The sequence below is a fragment of the Bacillota bacterium genome, from assembly GCA_012837335.1.
Classification (GTDB): domain Bacteria; phylum Bacillota; class Limnochordia; order Darwinibacteriales; family DTU012; genus DTU012.
This window is the reverse complement of sequence record DURM01000032.1, coordinates 12,631-32,049: the sequence shown is the minus strand read 5'-3', so window position 1 is coordinate 32,049 and position 19,419 is coordinate 12,631. Positions and strand designations below refer to the sequence as shown.

Sequence of the window (19,419 nt, the reverse complement as noted above, 5' to 3'; positions counted from 1 at the left end):
ACAATATGCCTTTAGCATTAAACCGGCGCTATCGACATTTAAAAAGATACCGCCAGATCGGGGAGGTGCTTCTGCGCCATGGCTTTGGTTATCTGATCCAGCAGAGTGGGATAGCTGCGCTGAGACCTCGATTTAGACGACTAAAGGCAGCCAAGGATAAAAGCAAAGAAGATGTGTCGATTGGTGCGCGGCTGCGGTTGGTGTTGGAACAGTTAGGTCCTACATTCATTAAATTTGGACAGTTAATGAGCACCCGTCCTGACATCGTGCCTCCGGATATCCTCAAAGAACTTGAAAAACTGCAGGATAATGTGGCACCGGTGCGCTTTGAGCAGATTAAAGAGCAGGTTGAACAGGCACTGGGGCAGCCTATCGAGGAACTGTTCAGCAGCTTTTCAACCCAGCCGCTGGCCGCAGCTTCGATTGGACAAGTACATCGGGCACGCCTTTTAGATGGTACCGAAGTTGTCGTTAAAGTGAGGCGTCCCGGGGTTGAGTCAATTATTGCCACCGATTTAGAGATCATTTATCGATTGGCTCACACTTTTGCAGATCGGGTTGATGATCAGTTTATTGATGTATTTGAGCTGGTGGATTATTTTGCTAAAATGATTCGGCGGGAACTGGATTATACCAGAGAAGGAAGGAATATTGATCGGTTTAATCTTAAATTCAGCGGAAATCCGAATGTAGTCATTCCGACCGTTTTTTGGGATTATACCACGGATCGTGTGCTGACCATGAATTATATTGAGGGGATTACCCTGCGAGAACTGCCATCTCGTGATAACAGCAGCATAGATACTGCTCGAATAGCCGATATTGCGGTACAGGCTCTGGTTCAGCAGATCTTTGAATTTGGAATTTTTCATGGTGATCCTCACCCGGGTAATTTACTCGTAACCGAGGGAGGCTCGCTGGTATTTCTTGATTTTGGGATCATCGGGCGGATTGATCCCCAGACAATGGAACAGCTGGCTAAATTGGTTGTTGCCATTACCAAGCGCGACATCGAAGAGATTTTGAAGGTGTTCGAGGCTTTAGGCGCTCTCACCGAACAGCCATCACGAGATATGTATCTCGATTTGAGTGAATTGATCGACGATTATTATGATAAAACCTTGAAGGAGCTGAATTTCAGCCGTATCGCCGAAGATCTGCTCTGGTTTATCAGGTCGCATCCACTGAAAATGCCGATCGATTTAACTCTGCTCCTTAAAGCGCTGGTAACTGTAGAAGGGATAGGCACCAGATTGGTTCCTGATTTTAATGTAATTGAAGCGATGGAGCCTTTTGCGAGGGCGTGGGCAAAAGAGCATTATACTGTCGGTAGACTCGCAAAAGTAGGAACCGATGCGGCGAAGGAGTGGGTGAAAACAGCAGCCAAACTGCCGATTGAGCTTGAATCTGCGCTCAACACAATCAATCGCGGTGACTTAGAGATAAATTTCCAACATAGAGGATTAGAGCGTCTGATTAACCGCTTGGACATAGTCTCCAATCGGCTGACCGCGGGTATGATTATTGGCGCCCTGATCGTGGGCTCATCATTTGTGTTAACAACAGACCGGGGACCGAGAATTCTCAATCTACCCCTTATCGGCTTGTTGGGTTTCCTGCTGGCAGGGATGATCGGAATCTGGCTGCTGATCTCCATACTACGCTCAGGTCGCTATTAAGACACTACTCGGTGTAGTACTTGGGCTTAAGCACGAAGACATAAGGTATGTTGCGGTAAAACTCCTGGTAATCCAATCCGTATCCGACCAAAAATTCGTTCGGTACGGTAAAGCCGACGTAATCAACCGGGATATCTACTTCTCTGTTGATCTGCTTGTCCAAAAGAGTGCAGATTTTAATGCTGGCTGGTTTTCTGATCGCCAAATTGTTGATCAAGTAGCTGAGAGTCAAACCTGAGTCGATAATATCCTCGATAATCAGCACATGTTTGCCTTCAATACTTTCTTCGAGATCTTTGGTGATGCGAACCACACCGGAAGATTGGGTGGCATTGCCGTAGCTGGAGATACCGATAAAATCCATGGCCACAGGAATGGTCAAATGCTTTGATAAATCTGCGAGAAACATCATCCCACCTTTAAGGATGCAGAGCAGGAGCACCTCTTTTCCCTCGTAGTCTTTGTTGATTTGTGCCGCAAGTTCTTTGATGCGGTTTTGAATCTCTTCTTCGGTGATAAGGACACGTTCGACAATGTCCATCGAAAAAACCCCTTTCAATACGCTTTCCTTAATAATACTATTATGAATCGATAAAATCAAGCAAGTTTGCCTTGCAGGAATTCCTAGGAAAAAATCGAAAATGTTCGGGTTAGGGGGACATTGTCTTGGAAAAACGATGGTTAATCCAACCGGCTGAAAAACGCTATGCACACCTCAGCCGAGAACTAAATATTTCGGAAGTAACTGCAAAAATTCTTGCTGATCGCGGGATTAACTCTGCGGAACAAGCCAGACATTTTTTATACCCGGACTTCAGCCAGCTGCATGAACCGCTGCTGCTGCCGGACATGGACAAGGCTGTTGCAAGGATTGGCAGAGCGCTTGCTGATCAGGAGATAATTACCATCTACGGTGATTATGATGTGGATGGGCAGACATCCGTCGTACTGCTGATGGAAGTGCTCCGCAGTATAGCATCAGATCCCGACTTAATCCAGTACTATATACCGCACCGGATGGACGAAGGGTATGGACTGCACCAGGAGGCTCTTGAGGAAATCAGTGAAACAAGTTCGCTGGTAATCACTGTTGACTGCGGTATTACCGCCTGTAAAGAAGCGGAGTTTGCTAAAGGTTTAGGTTTAGATCTAATTATAACTGATCACCATGAGCCAAAGGATGAGCTGCCTGACGCAGCTGCAGTAATCAATCCGAAGCGCAGAGACAGCCAGTATCCTTTTTCAGAACTGGCAGGTGTGGGAGTGGCTTATAAGCTGGTACAGGCTTTAGGCATACACTATGGTCGTGATTTCAGTCAGTGGCTTGATTTGGTGGCATTGGGGACAGTCTCAGACCTGGTGCCGCTTGTTGATGAGAACCGTGTGTTTGTCAAATTCGGTCTGAAACAGATGGAAAATACTGTCAGCCTAGGGTTAGAAACCTTGATCCGCATCTGCGGTCTGAAACCTCCCTATAAGGCCTCTGATTTAGGTTTTAAGCTTGGACCGCGGTTAAACGCGGTAGGCAGAATGGGAGAGTCAGCTCGGGGAGTAGAACTGCTGCTGAGCAGAGAGCGCTTTAAAGCCCAAAGATTAGCGGAAACATTGGATCAGGAAAATCGCATCAGACAGCAGACGGAAGCTGAGATCTTTGAACAAGCTGTTGCGATGATTGAAGCGAATAATTGGGGTGAAGATGCTGCAATTGTTGCAGCCTGTGAGGACTGGCATCCGGGTGTAATCGGTATCGTTGCTTCCCGAGTTGTTGACCGGTACTATCGACCGACAGTGATTATTTCCTTGTCGGATGGAGTTGGAAAAGGCTCTGCCCGCAGCATTTCCGGATTCAATCTCTACGAAGGCTTGCGTCAGACCGATGATCTGCTGGAGCAGTTTGGAGGCCATGAAATGGCAGCTGGCTTAACGGTTCAAGCGCAGCGTATTCCGGAGCTGAGGGAACGATTAAACGACATTGTCCGCAGCTCGCTTAAACCAGAAGATTTTATTCCCAAAGTCCGGATCGATTATAAGCTGAATATTAAAGATATCAATCAGCAGCTTCTTCACGAGTTTGAACTGATGGAACCTTTTGGAATGGGAAATCCCACGCCTGTGCTCCAGATTTCCGGTTCTGTGCTGAGCACCAAACCCATGGGAATGGATCAGGAACATCTGCGCTGCATCATCCAGGATCATGAAGGTGCGGTAATGGAAGCGGTGGGATTTGGCATGTATCACGCGATTCAAAGCGTCGACAGCTATCGGGAAAACATTGATTTTGCTGTGGTTCCGCAGCCGGCATATCGGGATCCATCGAAAATTGAGCTGCTGCTCAGGGATTTCCAGGTTGATAAAGGGATTGATACTTATATTGAGGATTGGATGCTCAACCGCTATCCCTGGGAACTGCCAAACACCTACGAGCGCATATCTCAACTGGAGGAATCTTTTCCGCAGCACAGCAGCGGGAACGCAGCTTATAATATTATTGACAGCCGCAATGTCTGGGATAAAGTCAATGAACTAAAAACCTATCTCGATCCCCATAAGCGAGCATTGATTTACGCCGCAAGCCCATTGCAGGTTATGAACTTGTGCCGTGAACTGAGGATTGCGGTTCCCAATGGAGCCAATTTTATCGGGTTTGAGCATGAGTATCTCTCCGCAAGTGAACGAGAAGAACTGCATGTCTTGATCGAGACTAATAATATTACCTGGGTGGTATCGACCGGAATCTGGAATCCAGACTGGCAGTGGGATCAGATTGTTTTATACGATCCACCGGCCGTGCCGGAGTTTTTGGTAAGCTTAGTTGGCAAGCTTATTCCAGGAGGAGATCTGCTTGTCATATACGGACGGAAAGAGTGCAGCTGGATGCAGGGTAAGATTAAACAGCTCTTTCCCGACCGGGACTTACTGGCCGGGTTTTATGTGCAGATGATGAGAGTCGGTAAAGAGCAGTTGACTCACGCTGATCTAAGCAGAATTGCAGCAGTTTTAAATTTAGACGAAGGCATGGAGTTTATTGTTGATGTATTTGCTGAATTGGACCTGATCAGGAAAAATGACCAAGGCGTGAAAATCATGCCAAAACCCGCACAGAAACTAGACTTATGTACTTCCGTTTTGTATAATAGAGGTAAAACTAGACGGGAACAGATATCAGCATACTTACAGCATTGTTTGGAAAGGGGCTTTCTTGATGAACTTAAAGGATAAAATACGTGTAATTGAGGGTTTTCCAAAACCGGGAATCAGCTTTAAAGACATTACTACGCTGCTGGAAGACGCTGAAGCATTTCACTATGCGATTAAGCAAATGGCTGAGTTCTGCAGAGAGCGTAAAGTCGACTTGGTAGTCGGGGTCGAATCCCGCGGCTTTATTCTCGGAGCCCCATTAGCCTATGAGTTAGGTCTTGGTTTTGCTTTAATTCGCAAACCCGGAAAACTGCCCGGAGATGTATTAAGCATGGAATACGAGCTGGAATATGGCACAGATACATTAGAGATCCATAAAGATGCTATAAAACCGGGCATGAACGTGGTGTTAGTTGATGATCTGCTGGCCACCGGTGGTACAATCAGTGCCGCGGCCAAGCTGGTTGAGCAGGTTGGCGCCAAAATCAGCGGTTTTGCGTTTTTAATTGAGCTGGAAGCGCTCAACGGACGCAGTAAGCTGGAAGGTTACGATATTCTGACTCTGGTTAATTACGAGAAGTAGTGGGTTGAAAAGAGGTGAGGCCTTGAATCTAGAGTCCTTATTAGAGCGGATAACTAGCTATTATCCAGATGCGGATCTGGGTGTTGTCAAAAAAGCATATCATTTCGCCAAAGCAGCTCACGAAGGACAGTTGCGTGATTCAGGCGAGCCTTTTTTCAATCATCCTTTTGAAGTGGCTTTAATTCTGGCTGACTTAGAGCTGGATCTGGACACTGTCGCTGCAGGGCTGCTCCACGATGTGATCGAAGATACTAACGTAACGCCAGAAGAGATGGAGCGAGAATTTGGCAGCCAAATTTTTGCTTTGGTTGATGGTGTTACTAAGTTAGAAAAACTGCCGTTTAAAAATCGTTTTGAGCGGGAAGCCGAAAACCTGCGCAAAATGATTTTTGCCATGGCCAAAGATATCCGGGTGATATTGATCAAACTTGCCGACAGACTGCACAATATGCGCACTCTGCGCTATCTAGATCAGGAGCGCCAGGCAAAAATTGCCCGTGAAACTCTCGATATTTATGCTCCCTTGGCTAACCGCTTGGGGATCTGGTCTATCAAGTGGGAGATAGAGGATCTAGCGTTTCGCTACTTGTGGCCGGAGCAGTACTATGATTTGGTTCATCAGCTCAATAAAAAACGCCAGGAGCGGGAAAATGATCTGCAGCTAGTAATGCAGATTCTTACGGACAAGCTGGAGGAGCTGGGTGTCACCGCCGAGATCCAAGGCCGTCCTAAGCATTTATACAGTATTTATCAAAAAATGCAGCGCCAGGATAAGTCTTTGAACGAGATTTACGATCTGCTGGCAGTGCGAGTAGTTGTTGACTCTGTTCGCGATTGTTATGCTGTGCTTGGTGCGATTCACACATTGTGGAAACCGGTTCCCGGCAGGTTTAAGGATTATATTGCAATGCCTAAATCAAATATGTATCAGTCGCTGCATACTACGATTATCGGTCCGCATGGAGACCTGTATGAGATTCAAATCCGCACCTGGGAAATGCACCGCATTGCCGAAAAAGGTGTGGCAGCGCACTGGATGTACAAAGAAGGTTTAGGCAGTAAGAAGGAAGATACAGTCAATACCAAAGTGCAGTGGCTGCGGGAAGCGGTGGAGTGGCTGCAGGAAATGAAAGACCCGCAGGAGTTTATGGAAAGTGTTAAAATTGACCTCTTTGAGGATGAAGTTTTTGTTTTCACACCCAAAGGCGATGTCAAATCACTGCCGAAAGGTTCTACTCCTGTAGATTTCGCTTTTGATGTTCACACTGATGTCGGGCTGCGCTGCATTGGTGCAAAAATAAACGGCAAGATTCAACCCCTCGATTATCAGTTAAAAAATGGCGAGTTTGTAGAAATTCTAACCAGCAAAACTCCCAATCCAAGTCAGGATTGGCTGAGTTTTGTTAAAACCTCAAAAGCCAGAAACAAAATCAGAAGCTATCTGAAAGAAGAACAGCGCGATGTCAGCGTAATGCGCGGACGCGAGCTGCTCGAAAAAGAGCTGAAAAAGCATAATCTCGATGTTAAAGAATATCTCAGCAGTGGAAAGCTGGTTGAAACAGCCAAGAGGTACGGTCACAGCAATCCAGATGATTTGTTTGCCAGTATTGGTTTCGGCCGAATAAATGCCAACCAGGTTATGCAGAAGCTGGCAGGTAAAGAGCTGGAAAAGCGGCGCCGCAGCAGTGTTTTGACAAAAATAAAACAGCCGCGGCATCGCGAAGCTAAAGGTGTAGACGTTAAGGGTGTCGACAATTTATTGGTCAGGTTCTCTAAATGCTGTACTCCGGTTCCGGGAGATGAAATTGTCGGTTATGTTACCCGCGGCCGTGGCGTTTCGATCCACCGAGCGGACTGCCCTAATTACTATTCTCTGCTAGAGCAGGATCCAGGCAGGAAGATTGATGTGTCTTGGAATATCCAGGAGAAAGAATCGTTTCCGGTTGAGCTGGAACTTCGTGCTGTTGACAGAATTAATATGCTGTCAGCCATTATGAATACAATTTCCGAAGGGCAAACCAATATTGAAGCGGTAAACACCCGCAAGCTCAAAGACGATCTGGCTTTAATTCTCTTGACAGTGGATATTCACGATCTGAACCACATGCAGTCTTTGATTAATCGCCTGAGGCAGGTAGATGGAGTAGTCTCTGTCAGAAGAGCGACACCAACGTAGAAAGGTTGATAGTATGGAAATTCGCACATTCACATCGGGATTTTTAGGAGCAAACTGCTATGTGGTTATTGAGCAGAGCTCGGCTGTTGTCATTGACCCGATTGTTGAAGGCGAAGAGCTGCTCTCCTACATCGAGAGCCAGAAGGCGGAGGTTGCTGCCATTGTCAATACCCATGGTCATGTGGATCACATTGCCGGCAACCAATGGCTTTATGAGCAGACCAGGGCGCCAATAATGATCCACGCAGGGGACGAGGAGTATTTGACTGATCCTAATTTGAACTTGTCTCCTTGGATATCAGATCAGCCCGTTATAAGCCCTAAGGCGATGAGGATATTAAAAGATGGCGACCAAATCAAGCTGGCTAACTCGCATCTGACTGTAATTCATACTCCGGGACACTCGCCCGGAAGTATTTGCCTGTACAGCCCCGGTGTTTTATTTACGGGTGATACATTGTTTCAGTCTTCAATCGGCCGCAGTGATTTTCCCGGCGGTGACAGCAGAGTTCTGCGGGAAAGCGTGCGCAGTTTGAGGACACTGCCCGCTGACACTATTATTTATCCTGGTCATGGACCGCATACCACTTTAGAGCGGGAACTAAAACACAATCCGTTTTTGCGTTAAGGAGCATTGCTGATGCCTATACCACAACAAACGCAGCCGATGTCTTTTCAGATTAAGGCATCTCCTGAACTGTTCACAGTAGTTAGGGGTACTCTGACATCGATGTTTAGAACCGTGGACTTTTCTGCGGGACGCTTGATTGAGGTTGAGTCTTGTGATACAGAGGAAGGAATTATAACTACAGTCAAGCTGCAGGACCACGAACCTTGGCAGCATTTAGATTCTGAAATCAACCGCTCCTGCTACAATCAGCGTGATCGTGAAAACCGCATCAAAGAACGGATCAGGTTGGGGGTGCGAACTGTTGTTGGCCAAGCATACGGGATTCCTCTTGGTCCCTGGGGAATTTTGACTGGAGTGCGGCCAACGAAATTAGTGCATCGTCTGATCGATCGCGGATTTAGCAGAGAAGAGGTTTACGCTCTGCTGACAGAGGTGTACCATGTTTCCAAGCAGCGGCAGAAACTGCTGTTTGATGTCGTTGATAAACAGCGGTCTTTTTTCTTGCCCAACGTTAACAATCCGGTCAGTGTCTATGTGGGCATCCCGTTCTGTCCTACTCGGTGCGGTTACTGCTCTTTCGCAGCTTATCCTCTCCACACCCACGGACATCTCTTTAACGATTTTTTATCCGCTCTGGAGCTGGAAATTAGAAGTTTAGGAGAGCTGCTCCGGGATCTAGGTATCGAAGTGCAGACAGTTTATCTCGGAGGAGGAACGCCAACTACAGTCCAAGGAGCTGACCTCAGTCATCTTTTGAAGTTGCTGAACGAATACTTTGTTGCAGACCAATGTCAGGAGTATACGGTCGAAGCCGGACGGCCGGAAACTCTAGATAGTAACACCCTTGCAGTTATGCAGCGGCATGGGGTACAGCGGATCAGCATCAATCCCCAGACTATGAATGACCGCACACTTAGGCGGATTGGAAGAGCGCATACGGCGGATCAGGTGAGAGCTGCCTTCGAGCTGGCTCATCAATACGGGTTTAAGCATATTAATTCCGATCTGATTTTGGGTCTGCCGGGAGAGGATGCTGAGGATTTTGCTTTTAGTCTGCAGGAAGTACTCGCATTAAAACCGGATAATATTACGATTCACAGTTTAGCTTTAAAGCGGGCCAGCAAATTTGGTCAAACTGCATCCGTGCGTGATTTAGAACACGAACTCGGCATGGAGATGGCCGAAATGGCGTGGGAAACACTTGCAGCAGCAGGAATGCATCCTTATTACCTGTACCGCCAGCGGTACATTTTAAGTGATTTGGAAAACATTGGTTATGCAGTACCAGGAGCCGAATCAGTTTACAACATTCAAATGATGGAAGAACGGCAGACCATTATTGGTTTAGGTGGAGGAGCAATTACTAAGTTGGTATCTCCAGATTTAGCAGTTGTTAGACATGCCAATCCGAAATGCCCAGCAACTTATGCTCGCCAGGTTTGCCAGCTGATCGATGCAAAAAAGTGCCAGATTACACAGCACTTATCTGTTTGACAGAACCTATGGCGTGAAGTAAAATAATCTTGTGCATTCATAAGATATTGGAAAGGAATGGTTATGGTTGATTAAGAAATTCAGATCCTTGGCAAAACCGCTCGTCATCATCATATGTGTTACTTTTATTGCTGGTGCTTTATATATCGGAGGTATGTCCTTTTTTGGAGGCAATGATGCATCGGCAGCAGTAGCGACTGTTAACGGACGGCCGATCAGCGCGTACGATCTGCAGAACGCCTATCTGCAGGAAGTGCAGTATTATCAAATGATTTATGGTCAGTTAAACAATTCCATGCTTGAGGGAATTCGCTACAATGCTTATGAGATCTTAGTTAATAATTCCTTGGTAGAAGAAGAGCTGGATAACCGCAAATACAAGCCGGCTGCGGCTGATGTTGATGCGGAAGTTGCTGCGATGAAAGAAATGTATGGACAGGAAGTTCTGGACATGTACGGCTATAATGACGCAGCATTAAAACAGATCGCTTCTCAGCAGTTAGCATTTCAGCAGCTTCTCAATGATATTGCTGGAGAAATAGAAATCAGCGAACAGGAAATCAAACAGCAGTATGAGCAGGTACGGGCCAGCCATATTTTGGTTCGAGTTGATGGAGATGATCCGGAACTCTGGGAAGCAGCAGAAGCCAGGGCAGAGGAGATTCTCGAAATGATACAGATTATGGATTTTGCTGAAGCAGCGAGGAATTACAGCGATGACGGCAGTGCTGAAAATGGTGGCGATCTCGGGTTCTTCAGCCGGGGCCAGATGGTTGAGCCGTTTGAAGAGGCTGCTTTCGCATTGGATGTTGGAGAAGTCAGCGGCTTAGTAAAATCTCAATTTGGTTATCATATAATTAAAGTAACTGATAAGAAAACAGCTGAAGGCGATGAGTTTGAAGCTGCAAAAGATGAGATCCGCGAAGAACTGGTTGAAGAAGAGAAGTTTAGACGTTTTTCCGAGTGGCTGACAGAGCGGAAGAACAATGCTAAAATCGTTGTTATTGACCGGCAGCTGGCCGCTTATCAGGCTTTGTTAAACAACGAATATGAAGAAGCAATTAAGGCTTACCACGAGGCAATCGAAGAAAATCCTGCAAATGGATTCCTCTACGCTTCGATTGGACAGGTATATCTGCAGTTAGATCAAACAGATAAAGCTATAGAGGCATATGAAAAAGCGCTGGAGCATTCTGCTAATGATGGACAGCTGCATTTGATGCTCGGTTCGTTATATCAGGACACAGAGCAAAATGATAAAGCGATCGCAGCTTATCTTAAAGCTTCTGAGTTAAGTTCAGGCGACATTATGACTCAGCTTATTGTCCGTTCCATGCTTACCGAACTGGAAGCGGAAGAGGCTGTGGCAGCGGTTGATGAGCGCATAGCCGCACTTCAAGAAATGTATGCTCAGATTGAAGCAGAAGAATCAACCGATACTACTGAGGACATTGAACCAAACGAACAGGAGCAAAACGGCGAAGAGACTGAGTAAGCTTAAAAGCAGAAAAATCTGTGCGAGTGGTGGTCTGTCCACCACTCGTTTCATATAGGCAGGAGGTAGAAATTGTGAATGTAAGACGACCGCGCGGAACCAATGATATTTTGCCGGAAGAATCGCGCAAATGGCAGTTTGTTGAAGAGAAGATTCGTGACATCTGCCGCCGCTTTGGTTATCAAGAGATTAGAACGCCGATTTTTGAGCATACTGAGCTGTTTGAGCGGGGAATCGGCGAAACAACTGATATTGTTGAGAAAGAAATGTACACTTTTATTGATCGTGGTGATCGCAGCATTACGCTGAGGCCGGAGGGCACTGCTTGCGTGGTGCGGGCCTTTATTGAGAACAAGCTCTATGCCCAATCCCTCCCGTCAAAGCTGTACTATTTAGGACCAATGTTTCGGTATGAAAAGCCACAGGCTGGTAGATATCGGCAGTTCAGCCAGTTTGGTGTAGAAGCGATTGGCAGTCTCGATCCCTTTTTGGATGTGGAGATGATTATTCTCCCGATCGAGCTGTATAAAGCCTGCGGATTATCCGAGTTCCACGTACATATCAACAGCCTGGGGTGCCCCAAGTGTCGCGGAGCTTATCGGGATGTTCTGCAGCAGCAGCTCGGTACTAAGCTTGATCAGTTTTGCGAAGCCTGCCAGGGAAGGATCAGCCGCAATCCACTGCGGGTACTGGACTGCAAAAACTCCAAGTGTCAATCGCTGGTTGATGAGATTCCCCCGATTACTGAATATCTGTGCGAGGAATGCAGTGATCATTTTCAGCAGGTAATTCAGTATCTGGATATGTTAGGTATCGATTATGAGCTGAACCCTAAGCTGGTGCGGGGGTTTGATTATTATACCAAGACAGTCTTTGAGATTACAGTGCCCGGTTTAGGCGCCCAAAATGCCATCGGCGGTGGAGGCCGCTATGATGGATTGGTTGAAGAGATTGGCGGTAAAGCTATGCCTGCGGTTGGCTACGCCGTTGGTATTGATCGGCTGCTGCTGGCATTAGAACAGCAGAACATTAGTGTATTCCCGGAGCAAAATGCTGATGTTTATGCGGCTCATTTTGGCGGAGCTACCAAGACGGCGGCAGTTGAGCTGGTTATGAAGCTGCGGGAAGCCGGATTATGGGTCGAAATAGATTACATGGACCGGAGCTTAAAGGCTCAGATGAAATCGGCAGACAGATTTAACGCTGCTTGGGTTGTAATTGTAGGAGAATCTGAGCTGGAGGCAGGTAAGGTGAGAGTACGCCGGATGGATACCGGTGCTGAAGAGGACGTTGAATTAGATCGATTAGTTGAATATTTGGCTGCTGAGAGAGAGGGGTAAGCATTATGAGCTGGAAGAGAACACATCACTGCAGCGCTGTCAACAAAGATTTGGCCGGGCAGACCGTAACTTTAAATGGCTGGGTCAACCGCCGGAGGGATTTGGGCGGTTTGATCTTCATTGATCTGCGGGATCGTTCCGGACTCGTGCAGATAGTCTGCAGCCCGGAGATTTTGAGCGCTGAACAGTTTGAAACAGCAGAAAAGCTGCGCCAGGAGTTTGTTGTAGCTGTTACCGGTACCGTCCAGCCTCGCCCGGAGGGACAGGTAAACCCGGATCTAGCCAGTGGTGAAATTGAAGTGCATGTTCAATCACTTCAAATTCTGGCAGAATCGAAAACTCCACCATTTCACATTGATCGGGTGGAAGATGTGGATGACAGTCTGCTTTTAAAATACCGTTATTTGAATTTGCGCCATAAGCATCTTCAGGATGCAATTATCACTAGACATAAAATCGTGCACTATGTTCGCAACTACCTGGCTGCTAACGGCTTTTTAGAGATTGAAACGCCGATGCTGACCAAATCTACGCCTGAAGGTGCCCGGGACTATGTGGTACCCAGCCGCATCCACGAAGGTAAGTTCTATGCACTGCCCCAATCACCGCAGCTGTTCAAACAGCTTTTGATGATTGCTGGATTTGAGCGCTATTACCAGGTAGCTAGATGCTTCCGGGATGAGGACCTGCGGGCCGATCGCCAGCCTGAGTTTACCCAGATTGACGTGGAAATGTCATTTGTGGATGCCGATGATGTGATGGCGATTATGGAAGAGATGATTGTAGGTCTCACTGAGAATATTACCGGAAAAAAGATCGAGAAACCGATTCCCAGGATGAGCCATGCCGAGGCCATGCTGCGCTACGGCAGTGACCGGCCGGATACCCGCTTTGGCCTGGAGATTGTGGATGTAACCGATGCCCTGGCTGAGAGTGAATTTCGGGTATTTGCTGCCACAGTTGCAGGCGGCGGAGTGATTAGAGGGATCAATGCCAAAGGCTGCGGGGCTAAGTTTTCCCGCCGCGAGATTGATGAGCTGACTGCAAAAGCGGAGGATTATGGTGCTAAAGGTTTAGTTTGGTTTAATATCGGTGAAACAATCAAGTCACCGGTGGCTAAGTTCCTGACTGAAGGGGAAATCCAGGGAATTTGCGACCGCTTAGAGGCTGAAGAGGGAGACTTACTGCTCCTGGTAGCGGATGCGCCGGAGACTGCAGCTGATGTACTGGGCAGGCTGCGTCTGTTCTTAGGAGCCAAACTTGATTTGATGGATCCTGAAGCTTTTAATTTCCTCTGGGTTGTGGACTGGCCGCTGTTTGAATATGATGAGGAAGAGGGGCGCTACGTGGCTGCTCACCATCCGTTTACCGCCCCTCATGATGACGACATTGAAATACTAACTACTGATCAGAAAAATGTGAGAGCCAAGGCTTACGACTTAGTCCTAAATGGAGTGGAGCTTGGCGGAGGCAGCATTCGCATATCTCGCCAAGAACAGCAGATGAATATGTTTAAGGCTCTCGGATTTACACCCGAAGAAGCTCAGGAAAAATTTGGTTTCTTCCTGGAAGCCTTCGAATACGGAGCACCGCCCCATGGAGGTATTGCTTTTGGTCTTGACCGGATTGTAATGCTGCTGACCGGAAGAGATTCAATTCGGGATGTAATTGCATTTCCAAAGACAACCAGTGCTTTAGACCTAATGGTCGATGCTCCTTCAGTGATTTCTGAGCAGCAGCTCCAAGAGTTGAAGCTGAGCATTAAGACTCGTTAAGTTTTGAAGCTAAGTCGTGGACAATATTAGCTCCCCTAGATACAATTACGCCAGTAAGAATGTGATCAACCGCAACATATTTTACCGGGATGTCCAGGGTGCTGAAGAGTCCAACTCCTGTGAGCCAAGCTAAAATAATACCGATCAGTCCGGCAATAGTAGTGATATAGGATTTGTCCAAGTTTGGTACAAGGGTTTTGACAAAGTTGGTAATGACTTCGGAAAGCACAGCTAAAGCCAGGACCTTATGGAGCAGCAGATCGATGGGTATCGCCTCCTTTAAATTATATTCTGGTTAATTTTATGAGGCTGTCTGCTGATTTAGTACAAGTTTGGATCACAGTATTTCTAATTTGGGATTAAATTGGATAAGCAGAGTAGTTGCATTCTAAAGCTGTTTATGTTAAGATTAGGTTGAACCAAAGCCCTGCTGTGCTCGGGATGAAACTGGCTTTGTAATGAGCCAACACCATTACAAAGGGAATTCAACTCCAAGAGTGGATAGTACGCCTTGCAAGAAGGACACTTGAAGCTGTTGGGAGGATACCCACCTGCCGAGAGCAGGTTCATTCTAGTCAGTTCAACGGCATAGTGGGGAGAAAATCGCAGTAAACCTCCTAGAAATAGGAGGTTTTTCTGATTTTAAGAATAGAGGAGAAAAGCGTATGGAGCGGTTTGTCCGTACCGAATGGTTAATCGGTAAAGAGGGTATAGCGCGATTAAACGCAGCGACTGTCGCAGTCTTTGGACTGGGAGGAGTGGGAGCGGCCGCTGTCGAAGGTTTAGCCCGCAGTGGAGTCGGGACACTGATCATTGTGGATCATGACCGGGTAAGTCTTTCTAATCTCAACCGCCAGCTGATCGCACTGACTTCCACAGTGGGCAGGCTCAAGACTGAGGCGGCGGAAGAGCGGATAAAAGATATTAATCCCGAATGTAGGGTTTTCAGCTATCCTATCTTTTATGAAAAGGATACAGATCAGCTGGTGTTTTCTCGCAAGATTGATTATGTTGTGGATGCCATTGATTCGGTGGGAGCGAAGCTTGATCTGATTGAACGGTGCTACCGCAGCCAGATTCCAATTGTCTCTGCCATGGGCGCGGGTAATAAGCTTGATCCCAGTGAACTTAAAGCAGCTGATATCAGCGAGACCCACACCTGTCCTCTGGCAAAGGTAGTGCGAATCGAGCTCCGCAAACGGGGCATTACTTCGGGTGTGAAGACCGTGTTTTCCACTGAGCGGCCGATCAGATTTGACCAGCCGAAAGAAAACGGCAGGCATCTGCCGGGGTCCACAGCTTTTGTCCCTCCCGCAGCTGGATACTTAATGGCGAGTGTAGTAGTGCGGGATTTAATTGGCAGTTAATTTTTACAGCTGAGGTGAGCAGGATGGATTTGTTCAGCAGGGCATACAAGGATCGGGGTGGACAGCCGTTAGCAGTAAGGATGAGACCGACCAATCTCGATGAGTTTGTTGGTCAGGAACATATATTGGGACCGGGTAAGCTGCTGCGCCGAGCTATTGAAAACGACCAGATCAGCTCCTTGATTCTGTATGGTCCGCCGGGGGTAGGTAAAACTACCTTAGCGTATGTTATTTCCCATGTGACCAAGGCGTATTTTGTTCAGGTCAGCGCTACCAATACCGGTGTGGCCGACCTTAAAAAGATTATTACCGAAGCGCAGGATCGTCTTAAATTTCATAGGCAGAAGACAATCCTCTTCATTGATGAGATTCAGAGGTTGAATAAAGGTCAGCAGGATGTATTGCTGCCGGCCATGGAAAATGGTGATGTATGTTTAATCGCGGCTACGACAGAAAACCCGTATTTTGAAGTTAATGCAGCTCTTTTAAGCCGCTCCCGAATCTTCCAGCTTAACCCCCTGACAAATGAGGATCTAAAAAAGGTTGTTAAGCAGGCCAGCACGTCAGAGAAAGGTTTGGCTGATTATCCCCATCACATCACTGATGAAGCCTTGGAGCACTTGGTAGAAACAGCCAATGGAGATGCCAGAGCAGCTCTCAGCGCTTTAGAATTTGCGGTAATGGCTGCGCCGCCGGATCAGGATGGTGTGCGGCAGATCGATTTAGAAATAATTGAGGATGCGGTTCAGTCTCAGCGTGTAACCTATGACAAGTCAGGTGATTCCCACTATGATGTGACGTCGGCTTTCATTAAGTCGATGCGGGGCAGCGATCCCGATGCAGCGCTTTATTGGTTTGCCCGCATGCTTTATGCCCAGGAAGATCCCCGCTTTATTGTGCGGCGATTAATCGTCCACGCATCTGAGGATGTTGGAATGGCTGATCCCCGGGCGATGCTGATGGCTCACGCCGCTGCTAATGCCCTGGAATGGGTGGGTATGCCGGAAGCACGAATTCCTATCGCTCAAGCAATTATTTACATAGCCACTGCGCCTAAGAGTAATTCAGTGATCAAAGCAATTGACCAGGCGATGAGCGTTGTGGAAACTACGGTTAACCAGCCGGTACCGCGGCATCTTAGGGATGCCCATTATCCGGGATCGAAAAACCTGGGTCATGGCGCGGAGTACAAGTATCCCCACGCTTACCCATATCATTATGTTAAACAGCAGTATCTGCCCGACAATGTTGCGGATATCAAGTTTTACCAGCCAACTACTCAAGGTGAGGAAAAAAATGTAAAAGAGCGGATCGAGTTTTATGCACGTTTGAATTGACAGAATAAATTCATGTGTGCTATGATCATTTAGAACCCAATTCCAAGGAGTTTACTCGGGATTGCTAGGAGGCAGGTAACAATGCGGATTTCAACGAGGGGAGAATACGGCGTCCGAGCGATGCTGGACTTAGCTCTCTACAGCAGCGAGGAACCTGTTCCGCTGGGGGTAATTGCCGCAAGGCAGGACATTCCTGAGGCATATCTAGAACAGCTGATCTCAGTTTTGCGCAGAGCTGGACTGGTGGTCAGTTTCCGCGGAGCGCAGGGTGGCTATCAGCTTGCGAAACCTTCAGAGGAAATAACGATTGGTGAGATTCTTACCGCGTTAGAAGGTCCGGTTGCCCCTAGAAGTTGTGTCGATGAAGAAGATAGTGACGGCTGTTACATGAGCGAAAAGTGTGCAACCAGGGTTTTATGGCAGAAACTGCAGGCAAGCATCGAAGATGTACTAGAAAATACAACATTGGCTTGGTTGACCGGCAAAGCAAAACTAATGCAGCAGCAGTTGCAGAACAGAGGTGATTTAGGGTGAAAACAGTCTATTTAGATCACGCTGCCACTACTCCGATCCGTGACGAAGTATTGGAGGCTATGCTGCCTTACTTAAAGGAGCAGTACGGCAATGCTTCTTCTGTTCACAGATTCGGGCGGGAAGCAAAGAAAGCTTTAGATCAAGCTCGAGAGACGGTTGCGGAAGTTTTGAATGCTGACTTTAACGAAATTATCTTTACCAGCGGCGGTACTGAATCAAATAACCTGGCTATTAAAGGAGCGGCCCAAGCAAACCGGAAGCGCGGCAATCATATTATTACTTCTTGTATTGAGCATCCTGCGGTCTTAAATCCTATGAAGGAATTGGAAAAAGATGGGTTTGAAGTCACATACCTTCCGGTTAGTGAAGAAGGCTTGGTCAGCGTTGAGGATTTCCAAAACGCACTGCGGGATGATACAATTTTAGTCTCGATCATGCATGCCAACAATGAAATTGGAACCATTCAACCAATCGCAGCCATCGGTAAGATTGCCCGCGATAAGGGTGTTCTGATGCACACTGATGCGGTTCAGTCTGTGGGCAGCATGGATGTTGATGTGCAGGCATTAAATGTTGACCTCTTGACTCTATCAGCTCATAAGCTGTATGGCCCAAAGGGAGTAGGCGCTCTTTATGTCCGCCGTGGGGTGAGGCTGATTCCGCAGCTGCATGGTGGGGTGCAGGAGCGGCGCAGACGCGCCGGCACAGAAAACACCGCCGGAATCATCGGTTTGGCGGAAGCGCTGAAACTAGCTAAAGCGGAGCTGGATGTGGAAGTGCCGAGAATTCAAAAACTGAGAGATCGGCTTTTAGATGGCATCCTGCAGATTCCTCACACACGCTTAAACGGTAGTAGAACAGAGCGGCTGCCCCATAACATCAATGTCTGTTTTGAGTTTATTGAGGGGGAATCGCTGCTTTTGAACCTTGATCTGAAGGGAATTGCCGGTTCCAGCGGCTCGGCTTGCACTTCAGGATCACTGGAGCCATCGCATGTGCTTTTGGCTATCGGCCTTCCGCATGAGATAGCCCATGGTTCATTAAGATTGACCTTAGGTCGGGCTAATACTGACGCTGATATTGATTATGTTTTAGAATGCCTGCCGCCGATTGTCGAACGGCTGCGGCAGATGTCGCCATTATACAGTGGTTAATACGAGGATGAAGGGGATAGGGTATCAATGTATTCAGACAAAGTGATGGATCATTTCCAAAACCCCCGCAATGTGGGCGAGATCCAGGACGCAGACGGTGTTGGTGTTGAGGGTAACGCGCGCTGCGGAGATATTATGAAAATCTGGATCAAAGTTGAGGACAACCGCATCGTGGATGTCAAGTTTAAGACCTTTGGCTGCGCTGCCGCGGTAGCTACCTCTAGCATTATTACCGAATTGGTTATGGGTAAAACTATCGAGGAAGCGGAAGAAATTACTAATCAGGCGGTAGCGGATGCTTTAGATGGACTGCCGCCGGTGAAAATGCACTGTTCCAATTTGGCTGCAGATGCTTTAAAAAAGGCTATTGAAGATTACAAGGCTAAACACTGACACATATTACCGTTTGCTGGATTTCTGGGCAAGCGGTAATTTTTTTTGAAATGAACATAATAACAGTGAGGAGTTGATGATATGGAAAATCGATCAGGTAGAAGCTGGCTTGTTGCAGGAATCCTGGGAGCAGCTTTAGGCATCTACTTTATGAACAGAATTGACGGAACTCCGATGCAGCGGCGCATGAAGTATGCCCGCCGGCGCTGGATGAGGAGTTTAGGCAATGGCTATCAGAATGGTCGGCAGATGATAAGTCGACGCTTAGAGGCAATGCTTCGCTAGAGAGGTTGGCAGGGTCCGACCTCTTTTTAAATAAACAA

17 protein-coding genes and 1 other RNA gene are annotated in these 19,419 nt (G+C 47.3%); 16 read left to right on the top strand and 2 right to left on the bottom strand.

The genetic code is table 11. The annotated features are described in order from the left end of the window. Positions 1-5: 5 nt before the first annotated feature. Positions 6-1,679 (top strand): AarF/ABC1/UbiB kinase family protein, encoded by a 1,674-nt coding sequence (locus tag GX019_04780; GenBank protein ID HHT36473.1) that lies wholly within the window; start codon positions 6-8, stop codon positions 1,677-1,679. 4 nt (positions 1,680-1,683) lie between these two features. Here the strand turns inward: GX019_04780 and hpt are convergent, their stop codons facing one another. Continuing rightward, positions 1,684-2,220: a hypoxanthine phosphoribosyltransferase gene (gene hpt, locus GX019_04775; GenBank protein ID HHT36472.1), complete on the bottom strand. Its 537-nt coding sequence runs from the start codon at positions 2,218-2,220 to the stop codon at positions 1,684-1,686. Between the two features lie 125 nt (positions 2,221-2,345). On the opposite strand from hpt, the gene recJ reads away from it, so the two are divergent. The 8 genes from recJ (at position 2,346) to aspS (ending at position 14,311) form a co-directional block, all read left to right on the top strand. Then, positions 2,346-4,898 carry a single-stranded-DNA-specific exonuclease RecJ gene (recJ, locus tag GX019_04770; protein ID HHT36471.1) on the top strand — a complete coding sequence of 851 codons (2,553 nt, stop codon included), beginning with the start codon at positions 2,346-2,348 and terminating at the stop codon, positions 4,896-4,898. Next, positions 4,882-5,400 carry an adenine phosphoribosyltransferase gene (locus GX019_04765; protein HHT36470.1) on the top strand — a complete coding sequence of 173 codons (519 nt, stop codon included), beginning with the start codon at positions 4,882-4,884 and terminating at the stop codon, positions 5,398-5,400. The genes recJ and GX019_04765 overlap by 17 nt, the downstream gene beginning before the upstream one ends. Positions 5,401-5,422: 22 nt before the next feature. Continuing rightward, entirely contained in the window at positions 5,423-7,576 is a 2,154-nt protein-coding gene (locus tag GX019_04760) for a bifunctional (p)ppGpp synthetase/guanosine-3',5'-bis(diphosphate) 3'-pyrophosphohydrolase (GenBank protein HHT36469.1), read from the top strand. Between the two features lie 13 nt (positions 7,577-7,589). Further along, positions 7,590-8,204, top strand: a complete 615-nt coding sequence (locus GX019_04755) for an MBL fold metallo-hydrolase (GenBank protein ID HHT36468.1) — start codon at positions 7,590-7,592, stop codon at positions 8,202-8,204. 39 nt (positions 8,205-8,243) lie between these two features. After that, positions 8,244-9,701 (top strand): coproporphyrinogen dehydrogenase HemZ, encoded by a 1,458-nt coding sequence (gene hemZ, locus GX019_04750; GenBank protein HHT36467.1) that lies wholly within the window; start codon positions 8,244-8,246, stop codon positions 9,699-9,701. Between the two features lie 67 nt (positions 9,702-9,768). Beyond that, positions 9,769-11,196: a tetratricopeptide repeat protein gene (locus GX019_04745; GenBank protein ID HHT36466.1), complete on the top strand. Its 1,428-nt coding sequence runs from the start codon at positions 9,769-9,771 to the stop codon at positions 11,194-11,196. A gap of 74 nt (positions 11,197-11,270) precedes the next feature. Then, positions 11,271-12,536 (top strand): histidine--tRNA ligase, encoded by a 1,266-nt coding sequence (locus GX019_04740; GenBank protein ID HHT36465.1) that lies wholly within the window; start codon positions 11,271-11,273, stop codon positions 12,534-12,536. A 5-nt stretch (positions 12,537-12,541) separates the two neighbouring features. Continuing rightward, on the top strand, positions 12,542-14,311 hold the full coding sequence (aspS, locus tag GX019_04735) for an aspartate--tRNA ligase (protein HHT36464.1): 1,770 nt from the start codon (positions 12,542-12,544) through the stop codon (positions 14,309-14,311). Here aspS and GX019_04730 read toward each other — a convergent pair. Continuing rightward, entirely contained in the window at positions 14,298-14,540 is a 243-nt protein-coding gene (locus GX019_04730) for a hypothetical protein (GenBank protein ID HHT36463.1), read from the bottom strand. The genes aspS and GX019_04730 overlap by 14 nt on opposite strands. 192 nt (positions 14,541-14,732) lie before the next feature. Here GX019_04730 and ssrS point away from each other — a divergent pair. The 7 genes from ssrS to GX019_04695 all read left to right on the top strand — a co-directional run bounded on the left by ssrS (position 14,733) and on the right by GX019_04695 (position 19,381). Further along, a non-coding RNA gene (ssrS, locus tag GX019_04725) (6S RNA) lies at positions 14,733-14,913 on the top strand. Between the two features lie 63 nt (positions 14,914-14,976). After that, a complete protein-coding gene (locus GX019_04720; protein ID HHT36462.1) occupies positions 14,977-15,678 on the top strand; it encodes a tRNA threonylcarbamoyladenosine dehydratase in 702 nt (233 codons plus the stop codon). A 23-nt stretch (positions 15,679-15,701) separates the two neighbouring features. Beyond that, a complete protein-coding gene (locus tag GX019_04715) occupies positions 15,702-17,015 on the top strand; it encodes a replication-associated recombination protein A (GenBank protein HHT36461.1) in 1,314 nt (437 codons plus the stop codon). An 81-nt stretch (positions 17,016-17,096) separates the two neighbouring features. Then, a complete protein-coding gene (locus tag GX019_04710; GenBank protein HHT36460.1) occupies positions 17,097-17,549 on the top strand; it encodes an Rrf2 family transcriptional regulator in 453 nt (150 codons plus the stop codon). Next, positions 17,546-18,703 (top strand): cysteine desulfurase NifS, encoded by a 1,158-nt coding sequence (gene nifS / locus GX019_04705; protein ID HHT36459.1) that lies wholly within the window; start codon positions 17,546-17,548, stop codon positions 18,701-18,703. The genes GX019_04710 and nifS overlap by 4 nt, the downstream gene beginning before the upstream one ends. 27 nt (positions 18,704-18,730) lie before the next feature. Beyond that, entirely contained in the window at positions 18,731-19,096 is a 366-nt protein-coding gene (gene nifU / locus GX019_04700) for a Fe-S cluster assembly scaffold protein NifU (protein ID HHT36458.1), read from the top strand. 81 nt (positions 19,097-19,177) lie between these two features. Next, positions 19,178-19,381, top strand: a complete 204-nt coding sequence (locus GX019_04695) for a hypothetical protein (protein ID HHT36457.1) — start codon at positions 19,178-19,180, stop codon at positions 19,379-19,381. Positions 19,382-19,419: the final 38 nt, after the last annotated feature.

Bases quoted from the DNA above. Each gene is read 5' to 3' on its own strand.
- GX019_04780 (HHT36473.1), top strand. From the start codon at position 6: ATGCCTTTAGCATTAAACCGGCGCTATCGACATTTAAAAAGATACCGC.
- hpt (HHT36472.1), bottom strand. From the start codon at position 2,220: ATGGACATTGTCGAACGTGTCCTTATCACCGAAGAAGAGATTCAAAAC.
- GX019_04765 (HHT36470.1), top strand. From the start codon at position 4,882: ATGAACTTAAAGGATAAAATACGTGTAATTGAGGGTTTTCCAAAACCG.
- GX019_04755 (HHT36468.1), top strand. From the start codon at position 7,590: ATGGAAATTCGCACATTCACATCGGGATTTTTAGGAGCAAACTGCTAT.
- hemZ (HHT36467.1), top strand. From the start codon at position 8,244: ATGTCTTTTCAGATTAAGGCATCTCCTGAACTGTTCACAGTAGTTAGG.
- aspS (HHT36464.1), top strand. From the start codon at position 12,542: ATGAGCTGGAAGAGAACACATCACTGCAGCGCTGTCAACAAAGATTTG.
- GX019_04720 (HHT36462.1), top strand. From the start codon at position 14,977: ATGGAGCGGTTTGTCCGTACCGAATGGTTAATCGGTAAAGAGGGTATA.
- GX019_04715 (HHT36461.1), top strand. From the start codon at position 15,702: ATGGATTTGTTCAGCAGGGCATACAAGGATCGGGGTGGACAGCCGTTA.
- GX019_04710 (HHT36460.1), top strand. From the start codon at position 17,097: ATGCGGATTTCAACGAGGGGAGAATACGGCGTCCGAGCGATGCTGGAC.
- nifU (HHT36458.1), top strand. From the start codon at position 18,731: ATGTATTCAGACAAAGTGATGGATCATTTCCAAAACCCCCGCAATGTG.
- GX019_04695 (HHT36457.1), top strand. From the start codon at position 19,178: ATGGAAAATCGATCAGGTAGAAGCTGGCTTGTTGCAGGAATCCTGGGA.